Below are 15,909 nucleotides of genomic sequence, written 5' to 3'. Positions count from 1 at the left end.
TGCTGAGAAAGCGATTTCAATGTATTATAATGGATGAGTAATGATACATGATAATCAAGTAAAGCGAGGGATCTCTATGTCAAATAATAATGCGGCGATTGTTGAAATTGCACAGACAGCGAGCAAGTTTACTTCTTCCATCGTCCTTCATTCCGAGAATAAGTATATTGATGTGAAAAGTATACTTGGCTTGTTTACGACATTGGTCAGCAGCCACAGCTATGAGCTGCATGTTCACGGACCTGACGCGGAGGAAGCCAAGAAAGCGATCACTGAAGTGTTTCAGAAGCACGGGCTACACATATCGGTAGCCTCCTGACTGCATTCCTGGATCAAAAGCATCCCTACCTGTAACTGTAGGGATGCTTTTTTTGTCAGGTTCTTGTATTAGCCTGCAATTTGGTCTAATATTAACGTTAGGACGTCTTGTGCGACATTGAGACATAGGGGGGAAGAATCCATGACTTCATCTGATTTGCAGGAGCAATTGAACATTAGGGCCATTAATCTGCTTCAGGAAGATGCAGATAAAATAAAGAAGCTTATTGAAGTACAGATGGAGAATCTGGCAACCCGTTACTGCCCTCTCTATGAGGAAGTGCTGGATACTCAGATGTACGGATTTTCCAAGGAAGTGGATTTTGCGGTTCGCGCCGGCCTTCTTCCGGAAATGGTAGGTAAACAGCTGGTCAGTGAGCTGGAACGCAACCTGGCTATTCTATATGAGGCCATGAACAATAAGGCCAATTAGGAAGACGGTTTTAATTGATGAGAGCATGCGGAGTCTGAGTGCATGCTTTTTTTGATGCCTTACATATGCAATGGGAACGAATCACCTGTCTTTTAAAAAGGAGATAGCAGCAGCGTAGCAGTTCATCTGAATCTGGAGAAGCGTAAGCGCTCACCTTTGCCCTTGAATTTTAATTCATTATGGGGGTATATCATCATAAAAAATTCAAGGGCAACAGTGATCAGAAGATCAAATGAAACGCAAAGCGGTCACTACCATCCTAATGTACATTTTAAAACCTTGAAAGGTGTTTACACGAGGAAGAAAGATACGCCTAACAGAACATACACAACCAGCAGCATCAACCCCTCATACCAGTTGGTTGAGCCATCTTGGGTAATAGACTTGGCGATAAATACAGCCACGGCGATGGCGACCAGCTCAATCGTGGTGAAAACGATATTCATCGTACTTCCCATGAAGTAGCTGACAAAAATCAGCACAGGTGCAACGAATAGCGCAATTTGCAGACTGCTGCCGACTGCGATTTCGACAGATGCGCCGATTTTGTTTTTCATCGCCAGCAAAATGGCCGCGCTGTGCTCAGCCGCGTTACCGATAATGGCAACGAGGAATGCACCCACGAACAATTCGCTGAGTCCGAACTGGGTCGTGAATATCTCCAGTGTTCCTACAAGCCATTCGCTGACAAAGGCGACCATAACGGTAGCGATTACCAGGTACGTGATGGATTTGTTTCTGGACCACACAGGGGCGTGCTCATGCGGCAGTTCTTCGTCCTGTTGTTCAGTTACGTCAGATAAATAGTCTTTGTGTGTAATCATGGAAAAAATAAGCCACGCAATATATGCCACAATCAGTGTGCCTGCAACAATGAGACTGAGCGTATCCGATTCACTATCCGTAATGACATGGGTATTCAGAAATACAGCCGGAACAAACAGAGCAATAACAGCCACAATCATCAGTGAACCGCTTAAGCCAGCCAGAGATACATTAAAATTTTGTACTTTGTATTTCAACCCACCGGCGAACAGGCTTGCGCCCAGCACAAGCAGTAAATTGCCGATGATCGATCCGGTCAGACTCGCCTTCACCATATCGTAAAGACCTTCTTTTACGAGAAAGATGGCGATGATCAGTTCGGCTGCGTTGCCGAAAGTGGCATTCAAAAATCCGCCCAGACGTTGGCCTGCATAATGTGCTACACTTTCGGTCGCTCTGCCGAGAAACCCGGCTACGAACACGACAGAGATTGCGCAAATGGCGAATTGAACGATCGCGTTCCAATGGGCGTAATGAGCGACTGCGCTAAGGGCAAAGGTCGCCATAAGCAAGCTGGGAGATAACCATTTTTTCAATGAAGTACACCTCGATATCGAAGGATATGTACAAGTTTGGTGAATACTGTCACTTGTATGGATTTTCTAAATTAATATACCCAAATTGATATAGGTTGTAAACGAAAGTTATTTTTCATACGCAAGGTTTGCAATTGCAGTGGCTGAGGCTTTACAATACAAATAAAGGATGGATGAAGGGGGACATAAGTCATGGCAGAGCAAATTCAACAACTGGAAGCAGGAAACATCAAGATTTCCAACGATGTCGTAGGTAAAATTGCGGGGATGGCTGCACTGGAGACGCCCGGCATTGCTGCAATGTCAGGTGGCTTATCTGAAGGCTGGGCCAAAAGACTGAGTGGTAAAAATGTGCAAAAAGGCGTATCAGTGGAGGTTGGACAGTTGGAAGCTGCCATTGATCTTCGTATTTTTGTGCTCTACGAAACACCAATCCATGAGGTGTCCCGGATTCTTCAGCAAAATGTGCGAGAAGCTGTCGAAAGCATGACAGGTCTGCGTGTTGTGGAAGTCAACGTAAAAGTAGAGGGTGTCGCTTTTAAGGACGACGCAGTGTAAAAAAGACAAGGCGGATACATTGACGTTTTCCGCCAGCTTTATACATGCAGGGATTTTCCCCGCGAAGATATGAATGAGGACACAAAAACTGGCGATTTTTAGAAACGCCAGTTTTTGTTTGCAGATAAGCCGCAGCCTATACCGCCAGATTGAACACATGTATATACATATACAAAAAACTTCCAAAACCACCATTGTCGGTGATCGGGGAAGTTCTTTTTTTAACGGGAACGGTTAGCTCTACGAGTTTGAAAACGGTTAGGTACTTGGGTCCGAACTGCTACTCCTGTAGTACGTTCCTGTACTGCCTGTTTGGTGTTTTCGCGGGAGATGCTGAGCATGATTCCGATGGAGAACATCGTGACGAGAAGGGATGATCCACCAAAACTGATAAAGGGAAGCGTAACCCCGGTGATCGGAATGGTCTGGGTTACACCACCGATATTAATGAACGCCTGAATGGCTATCAGGCCCATAATACCTGTACCCACCAACGTCCCAAACGGATCATGGCAACGCAAGGCGATAATCATCCCTCGCCAAATGAAATACAGGTACAGCATCAGAAATATGGCTGTTCCGATGAATCCAAATTCTTCACCAATTACGGAAAAAATAAAGTCATTAAAAGAGTTAGGCAAATAGTGAAGCTTGATAATGCCCTTGCCAAATCCAGCCCCAGTTATTCCGCCTTCCCCTATAGCTTGCAAGGATTGTACCAGATTATATCCAGTTCCAAGCTTATATTCCATAGGATCAAGAAAGGCTTGAAAACGTCCGATTTTGTAATCTTGCTTGGCCGTGGCTTGGCCATCTGATGCTCCAGAATCTCCTCCAAACAACGAGCCGATACCAAAAACGAGGGCGGCGCCCAGTAGCAGGAGACCAATCGAAGCCGTAATATGCTTGACACTGGCTCCCCCGGCATAAATAATCAGGCCACTGGTTGCTACGAGGATGAAGCAGGAGCCAAAATCCGGTTGAAGCATAATGAGTCCCGCAACAAAACCTACAATGACGGTTACGGGTATGTAGCCGGTTCGTAAATCTCTAAAGCGATCCCCTTTTTTGACAATCAGCGCGGATAAGTACAGGATAATGGATATTTTCGCAAGCTCGGTTGGCTGGAAACCAATACTACCAAATCTGAGCCAGCTTTTTGCGCCGTTAAGAGAGCCTGTAAAAAGAACGATGACCAGCAGTAAAACTGTAATGAAAAATAAAGGTACAAACAGCTTTTTATATTTTTCCATCTTAATATTCATAGCTACGAACATGATGAAAAGTCCAAGTATAGCAAACGCAGCTTGACGCTTCACAAAGTACAAAGAGTCAAAATTATAGTCTTTATTCAGCAGAGCTACGCTGGAGCTGGCGCTAAATACCATGATTACCCCGAATCCAACCAGCAACAAGGTGAGGATCAGCAATTGGAAATCCGGTGTGCCTCTTCTTCGAGTCTCCGGCTTCGTATTTCTCATATCAGCTTCCCCCGGTATTCGCCGCAAGTTATGCCTCGCAGACGTTTATCATTATTATTTTATGGTTTATCCATTTAATCATAGTATTTTTGGAGGGCTTCTGCAACCTCTATACAGCAACGGATATCGCAACAATTCCATATCTGCTACAATAGAATACAAAATAAGGGTTTGAGAGCAGTGGCACATACGTTGTGAATCTGCAAGATTTATCGGGAAGCAGCCCAGTGTTTTAAAAGGAGAGGTGGAGCTATATGACACAACATGCGACAGACAAGAGCTGGTTTGACCAGCTACAGGAACATATGGTGGAGTGGCGCAGATATTTACATAAAAATCCCGAAATCTCTTTTCAGGAAAGCCAAACTGCAGCCTTTGTAGCGAACAAGCTGGAGAGCTGGGGTATTGAGGCTCGCCGACATGTAGGGGGGCACGGTGTTGTCGGTATCATTCGTGGTTCCAAGCCGGGGCCTGTTGTGATGCTGCGCGCCGATATGGATGCTCTTCCTATTCAGGATGAGAAAGAATGCGAATATCGTTCCAGCGTTGACGGAGCCATGCATGCTTGCGGACATGACGGGCATACGTCCGTTTTGCTCGGAACGGCTTACTATTTTAGTCTCCATCGGGATGAGCTGGAAGGAGAAATACGATTCTTGTTCCAGCCTGCGGAGGAATTGTTGCCTGGTGGCGCGGTCAATGTACTAAAGGATGGCGTGCTGGAAGGAGTGGACGTTATTTACGGCATCCATCTGTGGACACCGTTTCCGATCGGGACGGCTGCGAGTTGCGCAGGGCCGTTGATGGCGGCGGCGGACGATTTTTATATTGAAATTACGGGTAAGGGTGGTCATGGCGGTATGCCTCAGTCTACCCATGATAGTGTGGTAGCGGGTTCAGCTCTTGTTATGCAACTGCAAAGCATCGTGAGCCGTTCAGTAGACCCTTTGCGGCCCGCTGTGCTGACGGTGGGAACGATTCAAGGGGGGGCTGCGCAAAATGTGATCGCGGAAACATGTCGTCTGAGTGGGACGATCCGTACGTTTGACGAGGAAACCCGGACGGTGATGAAGGATCGGCTGCATGCGGTTACGGAGCTTACGGCGGCAACTTACGGAACAACAGCCAATATTCGCTATCTTATGGGATACCCGCCTGTTGTAAATGATGTGCACGAAGCTTCGCGTTTTTTTAAGGAAGCAGGACCCGTTTTTGGTGAGGGAAAGGTTCAGGAAGCGTCAAAGCTGATGCCTGCCGAAGATTTTGCTTATTATCTGGAACGTGTGCCGGGCTGCTTCATGTTCGTGGGAGCGGGTAACCCTGCTAAAGGAGCCGTTTATCCGCATCACCACCCTAAGTTTGATTTTGACGAGGATGCGATGATTAAGGCGGTTCGTTTGTTTATTGCGATGTCTACCGGATATGCTGCGGAGCGAAAAACAGTAAATACCAGCCGCTGACAGCTACCGTGAGCTGAAACTGTACGAGCTGATTCGGTGTATGAGCAGAATGAAATGGGGTACCCTACTGTTGAAAAGGAGGGAGTACCCATGAAAAAGGTTCAGGAAGTTATGACTGAAAAATGTGTGACGGTTACCCCGCAAGACAATATTTATGAGATTGCGCTCAAAATGAAGGATAACGACACCGGTTTTATCCCAGTTGTGGAAAGCGAAGGTAGTGACAAGCTTATCGGTGTGGTAACGGACCGTGACCTTGTCGTTCGTGGTTATGCTGCAAAGCATTCCGGCTCTAGTTCAGTCGACACAGTGATGACAACAGGCATCCGTACAGCTCAAGCCGACATGTCGGTGGATCAGGCAGCCGAACTGATGGCAGAGCAGCAAATTCGCCGTCTGCCGGTAACGGAAGGGGATCGTTTGATCGGGATTGTTTCGATTGGCGATCTGGCTGTACGTAATATTTTTGCAGACAACGCTGGAGAGGCGCTTAGCCATATTTCCGAGCAGGTACACTAGGTAAAAGAGCAAGCATAGGCCTGGATGACAAGGAGTTCAACCCGTGTATGGGTTGGACTTCTTGCTATTCCGGTTGATCTGCGAATAAACGGACAAACTGTTTGTTATATAGAACTTAAGATGATGTGTTATAGATTGACGGGAGGTAATTATGAATCCGGATCACCCTTGTATTGTACAACGTGATTTTACCGTTTTGCTGGAAATGGGCCTGCCCGCTTCGGAGCATGCACGTTCACAGTTGCAGGTTTATGCGGAGTTGGTTAAAAGCCCGTCCGCTTTTCATACATATCATATCACTCCATTGTCCCTGTGGAATGCGGCCGCCCTCGGGTGGAGTGCCGCGGATGTTCAACATAGTCTGCATTCCATGTCCCGTTGGGATATTCCCCGTGATTTGTTAAAGGATATTGAACGACTCGTCTCCCGTTACGGGACGCTGACGCTGTCACGGGCGAGAGTGGAAGAAAAGGGCCGTTACAGCATGCATACTGCTGATCTGAATAGTATTGAGCAGGAAGCAACTATAGGCATGGAGATGGATACAGCTCATAGCCGTACAGCGGCTGACCGCTTGATATTGACGGCCGACAGCCCGGCTTTATTGGATGAACTGCTGCTCAAGCAGGATCTTGAGCAGCTTGGTTTGCTTCGTGACAGTGAAGTGACCGTGTCGGTTCCTTCAGAAAATCGGGGCCTGCTCAAGCAGGAACTGACCCGACTTGGATTTCCGGTTATGGATACGGCAGGCTACCTGGAGGGGAATCAGCTTCGTTTTTCTCTAGGTCAGGGACAAACGGAGCTGAAGCTTCGTGATTATCAGGTGGAGGCGGCTGATGCGTTTGAGGGGACAGACGGCCTGGGTGGCAGCGGTGTGCTGGTGCTTCCGTGTGGAGCGGGAAAAACCGTGATTGGTATGGCAGTGATGGAGCGGCTTCAGTGCGAGGTGCTTATTTTAACCTCCAATACCACATCGGTTCGGCAATGGATTGAGGAATTGAAGCAAAAGACGGATATTCCTGCCGATTCCATTGGGGAATACAGTGGTCAGAAAAAAGAAGTGCGTCCGATTACGGCAGCGACCTACCAGATTTTGACGCATCGCCGTACCAAAGACGGAGAATTTGAGCATTTGAAGCTGCTAAGCGAGCGCAAATGGGGGCTAATTGTATATGATGAGGTGCATTTGCTGCCTGCGCCGGTATTTCGAGCAACGGCGGATATTCAGGCCACCCGTCGTTTGGGATTGACCGCGACGCTTGTTCGGGAGGACGGATGCGAGCGGGATGTGTTCTCCTTGATTGGACCGAAGCGGTACGACATGCCGTGGAAGGAGCTGGAGCGACAGGGCTGGATCGCCCAGGTCGATTGTGTGGAGCTTCGGCTTCCCATGTCGGCTGCGCTTCTGGAACGCAGCATGCGTGCTGAAGGCAGGCAGCAGTACCGGATTGCCGCTGAAAATCCGGCCAAGCTGGAAGCGGTGCGCAGCCTGATGCAGCACCACCAGGGCCTGCCCACGCTTATTATCGGGCAATATTTGGATCAATTGCGTTTATTGGCGCAGGAGCTGAGCGTGCCGTTGATAACCGGGTCAATGAGCCAGACTGAGCGGGTGCGGTGGTTCGATGCGTTCCGCAAAGGTACAATTCGGACCTTGCTGGTGTCCAAGGTGGCGAACTTTGCTGTGGATTTGCCGGATGCGGCCGTAGCTATAGAGGTATCGGGCAGCTTCGGTTCCCGTCAGGAGGAGGCACAGCGGCTTGGCCGCATTTTGCGACCGAAGTCTGGTAAAAATAAGGCTTATTTTTATGCGCTAGTGACGGAGAACAGTAAGGAGACGGATTTTGCAGCCCGCCGTCAGCTGTTTCTGATTGAGCAGGGCTATGAATATGCGATTCGCAGATTTAGCTCGGGGGAGGCTATCGGGAACCTGAATGATGAGGCTGAAGCTGGCGGAAAGAAAAGAGAGGCGTGATCAAAGAATGGGCGTAACAAACACGGAAGGCGGCTGGAAGGAGCTTGCATCGGATGAGCTGTTAGTGCTACGTCAATGCTTTATCCGGCACGCGGGACAGCCCATGAAGGAAGAAGAGCCATTAAGTCTTACCCGGGGAGCGCTGAGTGGAGCCGAAACGAAACTGGCACTGCACAGACTGCGCGACCGGGGCTGGCTGGAGGCGGTTACCAAATCGTGGGGCGAACGAATGTTATATATTCCGGTTCATCGGTTGCCGGATCTGTACGAAATGCTGTTGGAGCAAAGCCAAAGTACGATGAAAACGATGGATACGGATCAACCGCTGACGGTGCATGAAGCGTTGACGGGGCTTGAAGCGGAGCTGCTGCACGCGTTGTCCCGTATTGCCGTGCAGGGAGTTCCTTTGACAGCGAAAGGGATCATTCATAAACGGTCACTGCAAAAGCTAAATGAGTTGACTCCCTTTCATCCGGAAGATTTGACTGGACTTGGGCTACAATATGCGTACGCCGAGCTGTATCCGGTGCAAACGGTGGTGATGATGGACTTGCTGCTCAGCTTGGGTCTGCTGGTAAAGGAAGCTGCTACTTTTCATGTACAGGAAGCCGGGCTGGCAGTGTGGATTCGCTTGTCTGCTTGGCAAATGCGCAAGCATATTCTTGTCACACTGATGGAAAGGTATGGAAAGGCCGAGGCATCTATGCAGCATTTTCGTTATATGCTGTGCGTTGCCTCCAGCCATGTGGGACCTGAAGGCTGGATTCATATCGGGTCGTTGCTCCAATGGATGACTCAGACGGGACTGATTTCGCAGGAGAGTGTGAGCGGATTGGACCGTAAAAGCGGTGATCCTCTGGATTTATCTGCTATACATGCAAGCCACGTAAGGATTGAGGACAACACGGCATCTCATTTCAGCCTTAACGGACAATACATGGATATGGTTAGGGGCTGGGTGACAGCGCTGACCGCCTTTGGAATGGGTGATTGGGGTCTGACCGCGTCGGGAGAACTGTGTTTTCGCTGGAACGTACAAGCGTTGGATATGCTTCGTTCCGATGATGAGATGGATGGGGTTCAGGAGCGAGGTACCTTTTATGTACAGCCGGATTTTGAAATATTGGTGCCGCCGGATGTAGCTTATGATGTACGTTGGAAGCTGGAATGCTTTTGTGAACGTGTGACGGGGGACCGGATGGTGGTATACCGAATCACCCGAGAAAGTGTTACAGAGGCGATCGAGCTAGGGATGGAGGCTAAAGCTATTTCAGCACTTCTGGATAGGTATAGCCGGACAGGCGTGCCTGACCATGTACGCGTGGCAGTGGAGCAGTGGGCAGGCGATGTGGGACGGACAGCGTTTGCAACGGTAACACTTCTGCGTTGTGGTACCCGAGAGGACGCAGATAGTGCTGCACGTCACCCCGGACTGGCTGGATTGCTTGAACGGATTGGCGAAAGGGACTTTATTATTCCGGCACGTTCGGCTGTCAAAATCCGCAGGACACTTGCTACGATTGGGCTGAGTCCGCGCCAGGAGATGGAGGGGGTGGATGAGCCGGTTCACCGTTATCCGCTGGTGGCGAAAACGGAGGAAGTTTGTCCCGTTTGCTCCAACAGTCCATTTGATGCGGATGATACAGAAACGACAGTTGGCGAAACGTTAACCAACTCAACTCAGGAATGGCCGATGTTTTCACAAGAGGGAAGGGCAGGTTTGGTTTACACGGGGCGGACGTTGCACTTTTATAAACGGGAGCATACGCTACCTGACCCATCCGATTATTTTCCAGAGAAATCGGCAGTACCCGCGTCATGGACAAAAGAATGGAGAAGCTACCATGCCTCCACCGCCCGTGAGCTCATGGAACAGGCGATTCGCTGGCAAGTGGCGGTGGGACTGAGAATCGGTGAAAAAGAGGTCAAATGGATACCGGAAGCGGTGGCTCCCGGTGAGCCGTGGAGTGTGACTGGCTGGTATGCTACCGGCTTGGACGGTGAGACGTTTCCCCGCACGACTTTACAGCCGGGGGAATGGTCTGATATGCGCCTGCTGGTTCCTTTTACATAGAACAGCCAGGATGTGCATGAAACTCCTTCTTCTCAAAAGAAGGATGTGTTATGATAAATGAGTCTACTTTACCAGTAGAACTTTATATAAAGTGAGATGAACATTCATGAGCGTAGCCGAATTGAACACGGTCAATATGGCAGAAGTGCTTATTAACGCCTATGAATTGGGCGATATGGTCAACCGGTCCTTTGAGGTATCGGATTATTTATATTGGAAACAGCGTGTGGAATGGAATCCGTCGATTCAGGCGTGTGTGCGCAAGCTGGATGCCAAAAAGGAGCTGTTCGCTGAAACGGAACGCTTTGGGCATTTTCACCCAAATTTTCATGAAGCGAAGGATGCAGTGCAGGTCGTTGAACTGGAGCTGGAACAATTTCAGGAGGTTCAGGAGTTCAAACGGGCAGAAAGGGCGTTGGATGATATGCTCCATGCCATGTCTGAAACGATTGCTTATTCTGTGTCTGACACCATTAAGGTGCCAAGCAATGATCCGAATGTGAAAAAGGGTGGCTGCGGTAGCGGAGGCAAGTGCTCCTGCGGATAGGCCATAGGGATGATATCGAGTGGAGGGGAGATGAAGCGAATGTTTGCCGAGCGGACAGGGTACATCATTTGGGTAAGCGATATCAAGGCTGCCCGCAATTTGGAGAAATACGGGAATGTCCACTATATTTCGAGGCGTATGCATTATGTTGTCATATACATGAATGCGGATCGGGCAGAGGATACCGTTAAGAATATTCGCAGGCTTTCCTATGTGCGCAAGGTCGAACGCTCTTTCCGAAATGAGATCAGGACGGAGTATAACGACGATAAGGAAAAATTAAAAGAGTATGAAATATAATCTTTAAATGGTTTTTGTTTCAAGTTTTATTAAAAAGTCGGCCCTTGGGCTGGCTTTTTTTTATAAATCCAGGACTTTTGCATAATGGTCTTCATGCTGATAGACCTAAAATAATCTTTAAAATTAGCGATAAACTTCAATTTTGTAACTTGTAGTCCCGGGTCTGTTGAGGTAACATATGAATATATTGGTAGATATAAAGACCTATCTGGTGGGGAGAGTGATCCCGTGCGTGACAAGGCGATGCAGCGTTGGAGTACATACGAGCCGTTCTACGTAGAGATGGGCGACAAGAAGGTCGCCGATATTGTGATTACTAATCATGCGAAAACACGCTACTTAGACCGTATAGAACAGAAACAGTCCGAAACGAATCATATCGCCGCCTGGCTTTGGGAATGTCTGAAGCAAAACAGGATGGAATCCTACTATCACAACGAAGAGGATGTATATTTAATTGACGGTGACCTGGTCGTCGTGGCCGAGTTTGGGGAGTTGCCTGGCGAAATGGATATTGCGGGTAACCCGCTCCACAAAATGATTGTGATCACCTTTTTGGGGCGGATGTCAGAGACCATTGAACTGCGGGATTTGAAGTCGTACTATTCCTGGTTGCGTCATTCACGGCGTATGACACTGATGAAAAGCACCCGTAAACGGAAATAGACGTTGATTCGCGGAAGGGATTATCGTCAAGTACCTTATCTAGTAGAAGTATGCAGGAATAATCTGCATACTTTTTTTATTCCAGCATTTTGCATCATTCGATTCCCAACGCTTTAAAGTACAATATATAGACAAACTAGACCGTTTTGATCTATATATCGCTGATTTGAAATCGCTCTTGGGATTTATACAAAATGCTCATTTATAAATTCTATAATAAAATCCCCTAATTTCAGTCTGCTTTCTTGGAAATGCTTCGACAGATGTTTTTCTTATGCTAAAATAAGGAGATCAGAGAGGGGAGAGGGCTGTAAGTATGAACTTTCATCAGCTGCATATTTTTTACACGGTAGCGGAGCGGGGAAGCTTCTCGGCAGCGGCGCAAGCGCTGCATATGACGCAACCTGCCGTGACGATGCAAATTCAGTCTTTGGAAGATTATTTTGGTACGAAGCTACTGCATCGATCTACCAAAAAAATCGAGCTGTCGGAGGCAGGAGCGACACTGCTGCCTTTTGCGAAAAAAAGCATGGAGCTAATCCGTGAAGCTGATGAGGCGATGTCTGCTTTTACTCACATGCTGGAGGGGAGATTACATATTGGCGCAAGTCTTACGATCGGCGAGTACATTGTACCGAGAATGTTGGGGCCGTTTGGTCAGGAGTACCCTCATATACGCATGGCAATGAACGTAATGAATACGACTCAAATTATGGATGATATTTTAAAGCATCAATTGAATTTAGGGCTGATTGAAGCACCGATTCAGCACCCGGATATCGTGGTGGAGCCTGTGATGCAGGATGAGCTGAAGCTGATTGTTCCTTCGGGACATGCACTGGCGAAGGCCAAAAAGGTAGTTCTGGAGGATGTGTTTAAGCATCCTTTTGTAGCAAGAGAAAAGGGGTCAGGTACAAGGCAAGTGATAGAGGACGAGTTGAGAAGCCGCGGTGTTGATGCGTCCCGGCTTTCCATCGTTATGGAGATGGGCAGCACTGGAGCGGTCAAATCGGCGGTTGAGGCTGGATTAGGCATTACGATGCTATCGCCTTCTTCGGTGAAGCATGAGGTTGCACTCGGATTGCTGAAAATCGTAAATATTTCCGACATCACCTTCAAACGCGAGTTTTATGCCATCCATCTGAAATCAGCACTGCTGCCGATTCCGGTGGTAACCTTTCTGTCATTCTTGCGCCGTCATGATCAGGGAACGGATGTGTCCGGGGATACGGTGAATGAGCTTGCAGAGATGAAAGAGGAGGAGAATGTGTAATGGAGGAGCAGACGAATTTGGGACGATACGATTTGCACACTCACACTCAGGCATCTGATGGTATGCAGCCACCAGCGGACAATGTGCGTTGGGCCAAGGAAAAAGGACTGGCAGGGGTTGCAATTACGGATCACGATACGGTAGCGGGGCTGGAGGAAGCGCTTGAGGAAGGGCGGCGATTGGGCATTACAGTGGTGCCAGGTGTGGAAATTAGCACACGGGCAGGCGGTAAGGATATTCATATACTTGGGTATTTTATGGATTACCGTAATGAAGTTTTTTTGGAACGGTTGGAAAAGCTACGTCAGGCGCGGGATACCCGCAATGATCTGATTTTGAGTCGGCTACGTAGCCTGGGTGTGGAAATCACACTGGATGAGGTGGTAGCTACGTTGGGCAGACCGCTGGCGCCGGATGAAAGCATTGGACGTCCGCATATGGCGGATACGCTGGTACAAAAAGGCTATGCGAAGGATATGAGGGATGCGTTTGACCATTATTTGGCAGAGGGATCGCCCGGTTATGTGTCTGTGCCCCGAGTGGAGCCTGCGGAGGCCATAAGCTGGATTCGGGAAGCAGGAGGGGTACCTGTGGTGGCCCACCCTGGATTGTATGGCAATGATGAGCTGGTTCGCTCCATTGTAGAGAAGGCGAAGCCTGCGGGCTTGGAGGTGCGACATTCAGACCATAATGATGAGGCTGAGAGTCGATACGCCGCGATGGCTGCACACTACGGGCTGATCCCGACAGGTGGATCGGATTTCCATGGTGCCCGCCAAGGCGTTATTTTTCACGGTGATTTGGGCAGCCGCAGTGTGGACAGTCAGGTCGTGGATGAATTGAGAAGGGCTGCTGGTGGACAAAAGTAAGGAGTACAGGGCTTTTACGCAAAGATGAGCCGTTATTGCACATATATGAAAATGAAGCACAGAATCTCGATAGTAAACAGTAATAGGGAACACAAATAGCCCCTTGTTTTGTGCCTGCACTCATGAAGTGTTCTTTGCACAAGATAAGGGGCTTTAAGTGGATTCAAGGGACTTGTCCGCTATGTGTGCTTCGCAGCGGGTGTTCCTGAATGCATACTTGTTTACAAGATTATGCTGGTGCGGCTCAGCCGTTTTTGATGCGATTCGGCAGCTTTTTGACCAGGTCCTCATCGGGTGTGATGAAGAGCGTGCGCTGATGATCGTATATAACAAAGCCGGGCTTGGCTCCGCTAGGCTTACGCACATGCCGGATCAAGGTGGCATCTACGGGCACGCTGCTGGACTGTTTGGCCTGGCTGAAATAGGCAGCGAGCTGAGCTGCTTCCTCCAGCGTTGTGTCTCCGAATTGCTCGGCGCGAATAACGACGTGTGACCCAGGAATATCCTTCGTGTGCAGCCACGTGTCATTAGGTCCGGCCAGACGGTTCGTTACATATTCGTTCTGCAAGTTGTTTTTGCCGACCAACAGCTCGATGCCTTCGGATGACGTATATACGTGTAAGGTTGGACGGTCCGTTTTCTTCTTTTTCTTCCCTTTTTTGACTCTGTCCCGGAGATAGCCTTGCTGAACCAGTTCTTCACGTATTTCCTCAATATCGTTCATGGAGGCATGAGCCAGTTGCTGTAGTAGATTGTCCATATACCGAATTTCTTCGTGTGTCTTCTCCAGTTGTTCATCAATGACAGCCAGGCTGTTTTTATATTTATTGTACTTTTTAAAGTACCGTTGCGCATTATCTGATGGGCCCAGCAACGGGTCCAGCGGAATGGTCATCGGACGCTGTTCTTCATCATAAAAGTTGGTGAGCGTCACTTCCTTGTCGCCCTTCTTCACTTCATGCAGCGAAGCGAACAGCAGCTCCCCATAAATGCGAAATTGATCGGCATCCTCCGCCTCAGCTAAATCCTGATGCAGATGGTCGAGTTTTTTTATGTTTTTGCTCCGTTCATTTTGCAGGAAGCGCAGCAGGTCACTGACCTTTTGCTTGACCGTATCCCGTTCTGCTTTTTCACCGAAAAAGTCCTCCATACACTCACTGATCGTAGTGTATTCTTTGCGCTCTCCTTGAATCAACGTGAGGGGAATGGCTGAAAATATTACTTTTTCCTGCACGTTCAGACCGGATACCGGCTGAAAACGATGATTCCGCACGTCATCCATGATGTGACTAAAGGTATTCCACAGCGGACGATAATCGTCAGCGGGAGCTTCGTTGGAAACTCGGGTCAGCATCTCCTCGGCAATGAGGGGGCTCAGTCCAGTAAAGGTATTCACAATCCAGCGTTTGGGAGCTTCTTCGGCTTCGATCGCTGTCTGATATGAGGATGCAAAAGCCGTTTCTTCCGTTTCCAGCGGATTCAGCTTATTTTGTTCAGGAGGCTCCGTGTATTGGAAGCCGGGCATGATGACCCGATAGCTGCTGATGGACGGTGTGACATGATGGATGCCGTCCAGCATAACGCCTGTCTCCGGGTCAAGCAAGATAATGTTGCTGTGTCTGCCCATCAGCTCAATGATAATCCGTTTGAGTGAAATATCCCCCAGCTCATCACGCTGACGCACATCCATGTGAATAATACGCTCCATGCCCACCTGACTAATTTTTTCGATGATACCACCTTCGCAGTGCTTGCGAAGCAGCATACAGAACATAGGTGCCTCCGTTGGATTGAGAAAGCTTTGTTCTGTAAAATGTACACGCGGGAATGTCGGGTTGACCGACAGCAGCAGCTTGACGCTCCCGCCTTGAGCCCGCAAATTCAGTAAGATATCGTGATCGTTCGGCTGATGTATTTTATTGATGCGCCCGCCCCGTATGCCTTGCAGCTCGTGTACGATAGCGCGGGTTACGATTCCGTCCAATGCCATAATGTCTGTTCTCCTTTGAAGCAAATATTTTTGCCTTCCTTCTTATGATACATAACTTTGGGACAAAACTTAAGCGGCATTGTGA

At 48.6% G+C, this 15,909-nt stretch carries 15 protein-coding genes; 12 read left to right on the top strand and 3 right to left on the bottom strand.

The features are described from left to right. The first annotated feature begins 76 nt into the window (after nucleotides 1-76). Both NST83_RS15290 and NST83_RS15285 read left to right on the top strand, forming a co-directional pair. A complete protein-coding gene (locus NST83_RS15290) occupies nucleotides 77-319 on the top strand; it encodes an HPr family phosphocarrier protein (RefSeq protein WP_137063636.1) in 243 nt (80 codons plus the stop codon). A gap of 141 nt (nucleotides 320-460) precedes the next feature. Next, nucleotides 461-751 carry a YlaN family protein gene (locus tag NST83_RS15285; protein WP_137063635.1) on the top strand — a complete coding sequence of 97 codons (291 nt, stop codon included), beginning with the start codon at nucleotides 461-463 and terminating at the stop codon, nucleotides 749-751. 290 nt (nucleotides 752-1,041) lie between these two features. Here NST83_RS15285 and cax read toward each other — a convergent pair whose 3' ends face one another. Beyond that, nucleotides 1,042-2,112, bottom strand: coding sequence for a calcium/proton exchanger (gene cax / locus NST83_RS15280; RefSeq protein ID WP_342414804.1), 1,071 nt, complete (start codon nucleotides 2,110-2,112; stop codon nucleotides 1,042-1,044). Between the two features lie 192 nt (nucleotides 2,113-2,304). Between cax and NST83_RS15275 the strand changes: the two genes are divergently transcribed. Further along, on the top strand, nucleotides 2,305-2,670 hold the full coding sequence (locus NST83_RS15275) for an Asp23/Gls24 family envelope stress response protein (RefSeq protein WP_137063633.1): 366 nt from the start codon (nucleotides 2,305-2,307) through the stop codon (nucleotides 2,668-2,670). Nucleotides 2,671-2,891: 221 nt separating this feature from the next. On the opposite strand, the gene ftsW is transcribed toward NST83_RS15275, so the two are convergent. Then, nucleotides 2,892-4,151 (bottom strand): putative lipid II flippase FtsW, encoded by a 1,260-nt coding sequence (ftsW, locus tag NST83_RS15270; RefSeq protein WP_137063632.1) that lies wholly within the window; start codon nucleotides 4,149-4,151, stop codon nucleotides 2,892-2,894. A gap of 254 nt (nucleotides 4,152-4,405) precedes the next feature. Here ftsW and NST83_RS15265 point away from each other — a divergent pair, with 254 nt between their 5' ends. The 9 genes from NST83_RS15265 (at nucleotide 4,406) to NST83_RS15225 (ending at nucleotide 13,834) form a co-directional block, all read left to right on the top strand. Then, nucleotides 4,406-5,611: an amidohydrolase gene (locus tag NST83_RS15265; RefSeq protein ID WP_342414803.1), complete on the top strand. Its 1,206-nt coding sequence runs from the start codon at nucleotides 4,406-4,408 to the stop codon at nucleotides 5,609-5,611. A gap of 90 nt (nucleotides 5,612-5,701) precedes the next feature. Beyond that, nucleotides 5,702-6,130: a CBS domain-containing protein gene (locus NST83_RS15260; protein WP_014282315.1), complete on the top strand. Its 429-nt coding sequence runs from the start codon at nucleotides 5,702-5,704 to the stop codon at nucleotides 6,128-6,130. A gap of 151 nt (nucleotides 6,131-6,281) precedes the next feature. Further along, on the top strand, nucleotides 6,282-8,105 hold the full coding sequence (locus tag NST83_RS15255) for a DNA repair helicase XPB (protein ID WP_342414802.1): 1,824 nt from the start codon (nucleotides 6,282-6,284) through the stop codon (nucleotides 8,103-8,105). A gap of 7 nt (nucleotides 8,106-8,112) precedes the next feature. Further along, nucleotides 8,113-10,179: a helicase-associated domain-containing protein gene (locus tag NST83_RS15250; RefSeq protein ID WP_342414801.1), complete on the top strand. Its 2,067-nt coding sequence runs from the start codon at nucleotides 8,113-8,115 to the stop codon at nucleotides 10,177-10,179. A gap of 106 nt (nucleotides 10,180-10,285) precedes the next feature. After that, complete coding sequence (locus NST83_RS15245; protein WP_137063628.1) at nucleotides 10,286-10,726, top strand: YlbF family regulator; 441 nt, start codon at nucleotides 10,286-10,288, stop codon at nucleotides 10,724-10,726. 39 nt (nucleotides 10,727-10,765) lie between these two features. Next, nucleotides 10,766-11,026 carry a YlbG family protein gene (locus NST83_RS15240; protein ID WP_014282311.1) on the top strand — a complete coding sequence of 87 codons (261 nt, stop codon included), beginning with the start codon at nucleotides 10,766-10,768 and terminating at the stop codon, nucleotides 11,024-11,026. Nucleotides 11,027-11,254: 228 nt separating this feature from the next. Then, a complete protein-coding gene (locus NST83_RS15235; RefSeq protein ID WP_025684234.1) occupies nucleotides 11,255-11,692 on the top strand; it encodes a hypothetical protein in 438 nt (145 codons plus the stop codon). A 316-nt stretch (nucleotides 11,693-12,008) separates the two neighbouring features. Beyond that, complete coding sequence (locus NST83_RS15230; RefSeq protein ID WP_137063627.1) at nucleotides 12,009-12,965, top strand: selenium metabolism-associated LysR family transcriptional regulator; 957 nt, start codon at nucleotides 12,009-12,011, stop codon at nucleotides 12,963-12,965. Then, entirely contained in the window at nucleotides 12,965-13,834 is an 870-nt protein-coding gene (locus NST83_RS15225; protein ID WP_342414800.1) for a PHP domain-containing protein, read from the top strand. Before NST83_RS15230 ends, NST83_RS15225 begins: the two co-directional genes overlap by 1 nt. A gap of 244 nt (nucleotides 13,835-14,078) precedes the next feature. Here NST83_RS15225 and NST83_RS15220 read toward each other — a convergent pair whose 3' ends face one another. After that, nucleotides 14,079-15,824, bottom strand: coding sequence for an NFACT RNA binding domain-containing protein (locus NST83_RS15220; RefSeq protein ID WP_342414799.1), 1,746 nt, complete (start codon nucleotides 15,822-15,824; stop codon nucleotides 14,079-14,081). Between the last annotated feature and the right edge of the window lie 85 nt (nucleotides 15,825-15,909).

Source organism: Paenibacillus sp. FSL R10-2782 (assembly GCF_038592985.1).
In the GTDB taxonomy this organism is placed as follows: domain Bacteria; phylum Bacillota; class Bacilli; order Paenibacillales; family Paenibacillaceae; genus Paenibacillus; species Paenibacillus terrae_C.
This window is presented reverse-complemented; position numbering and strand designations above follow the sequence as displayed.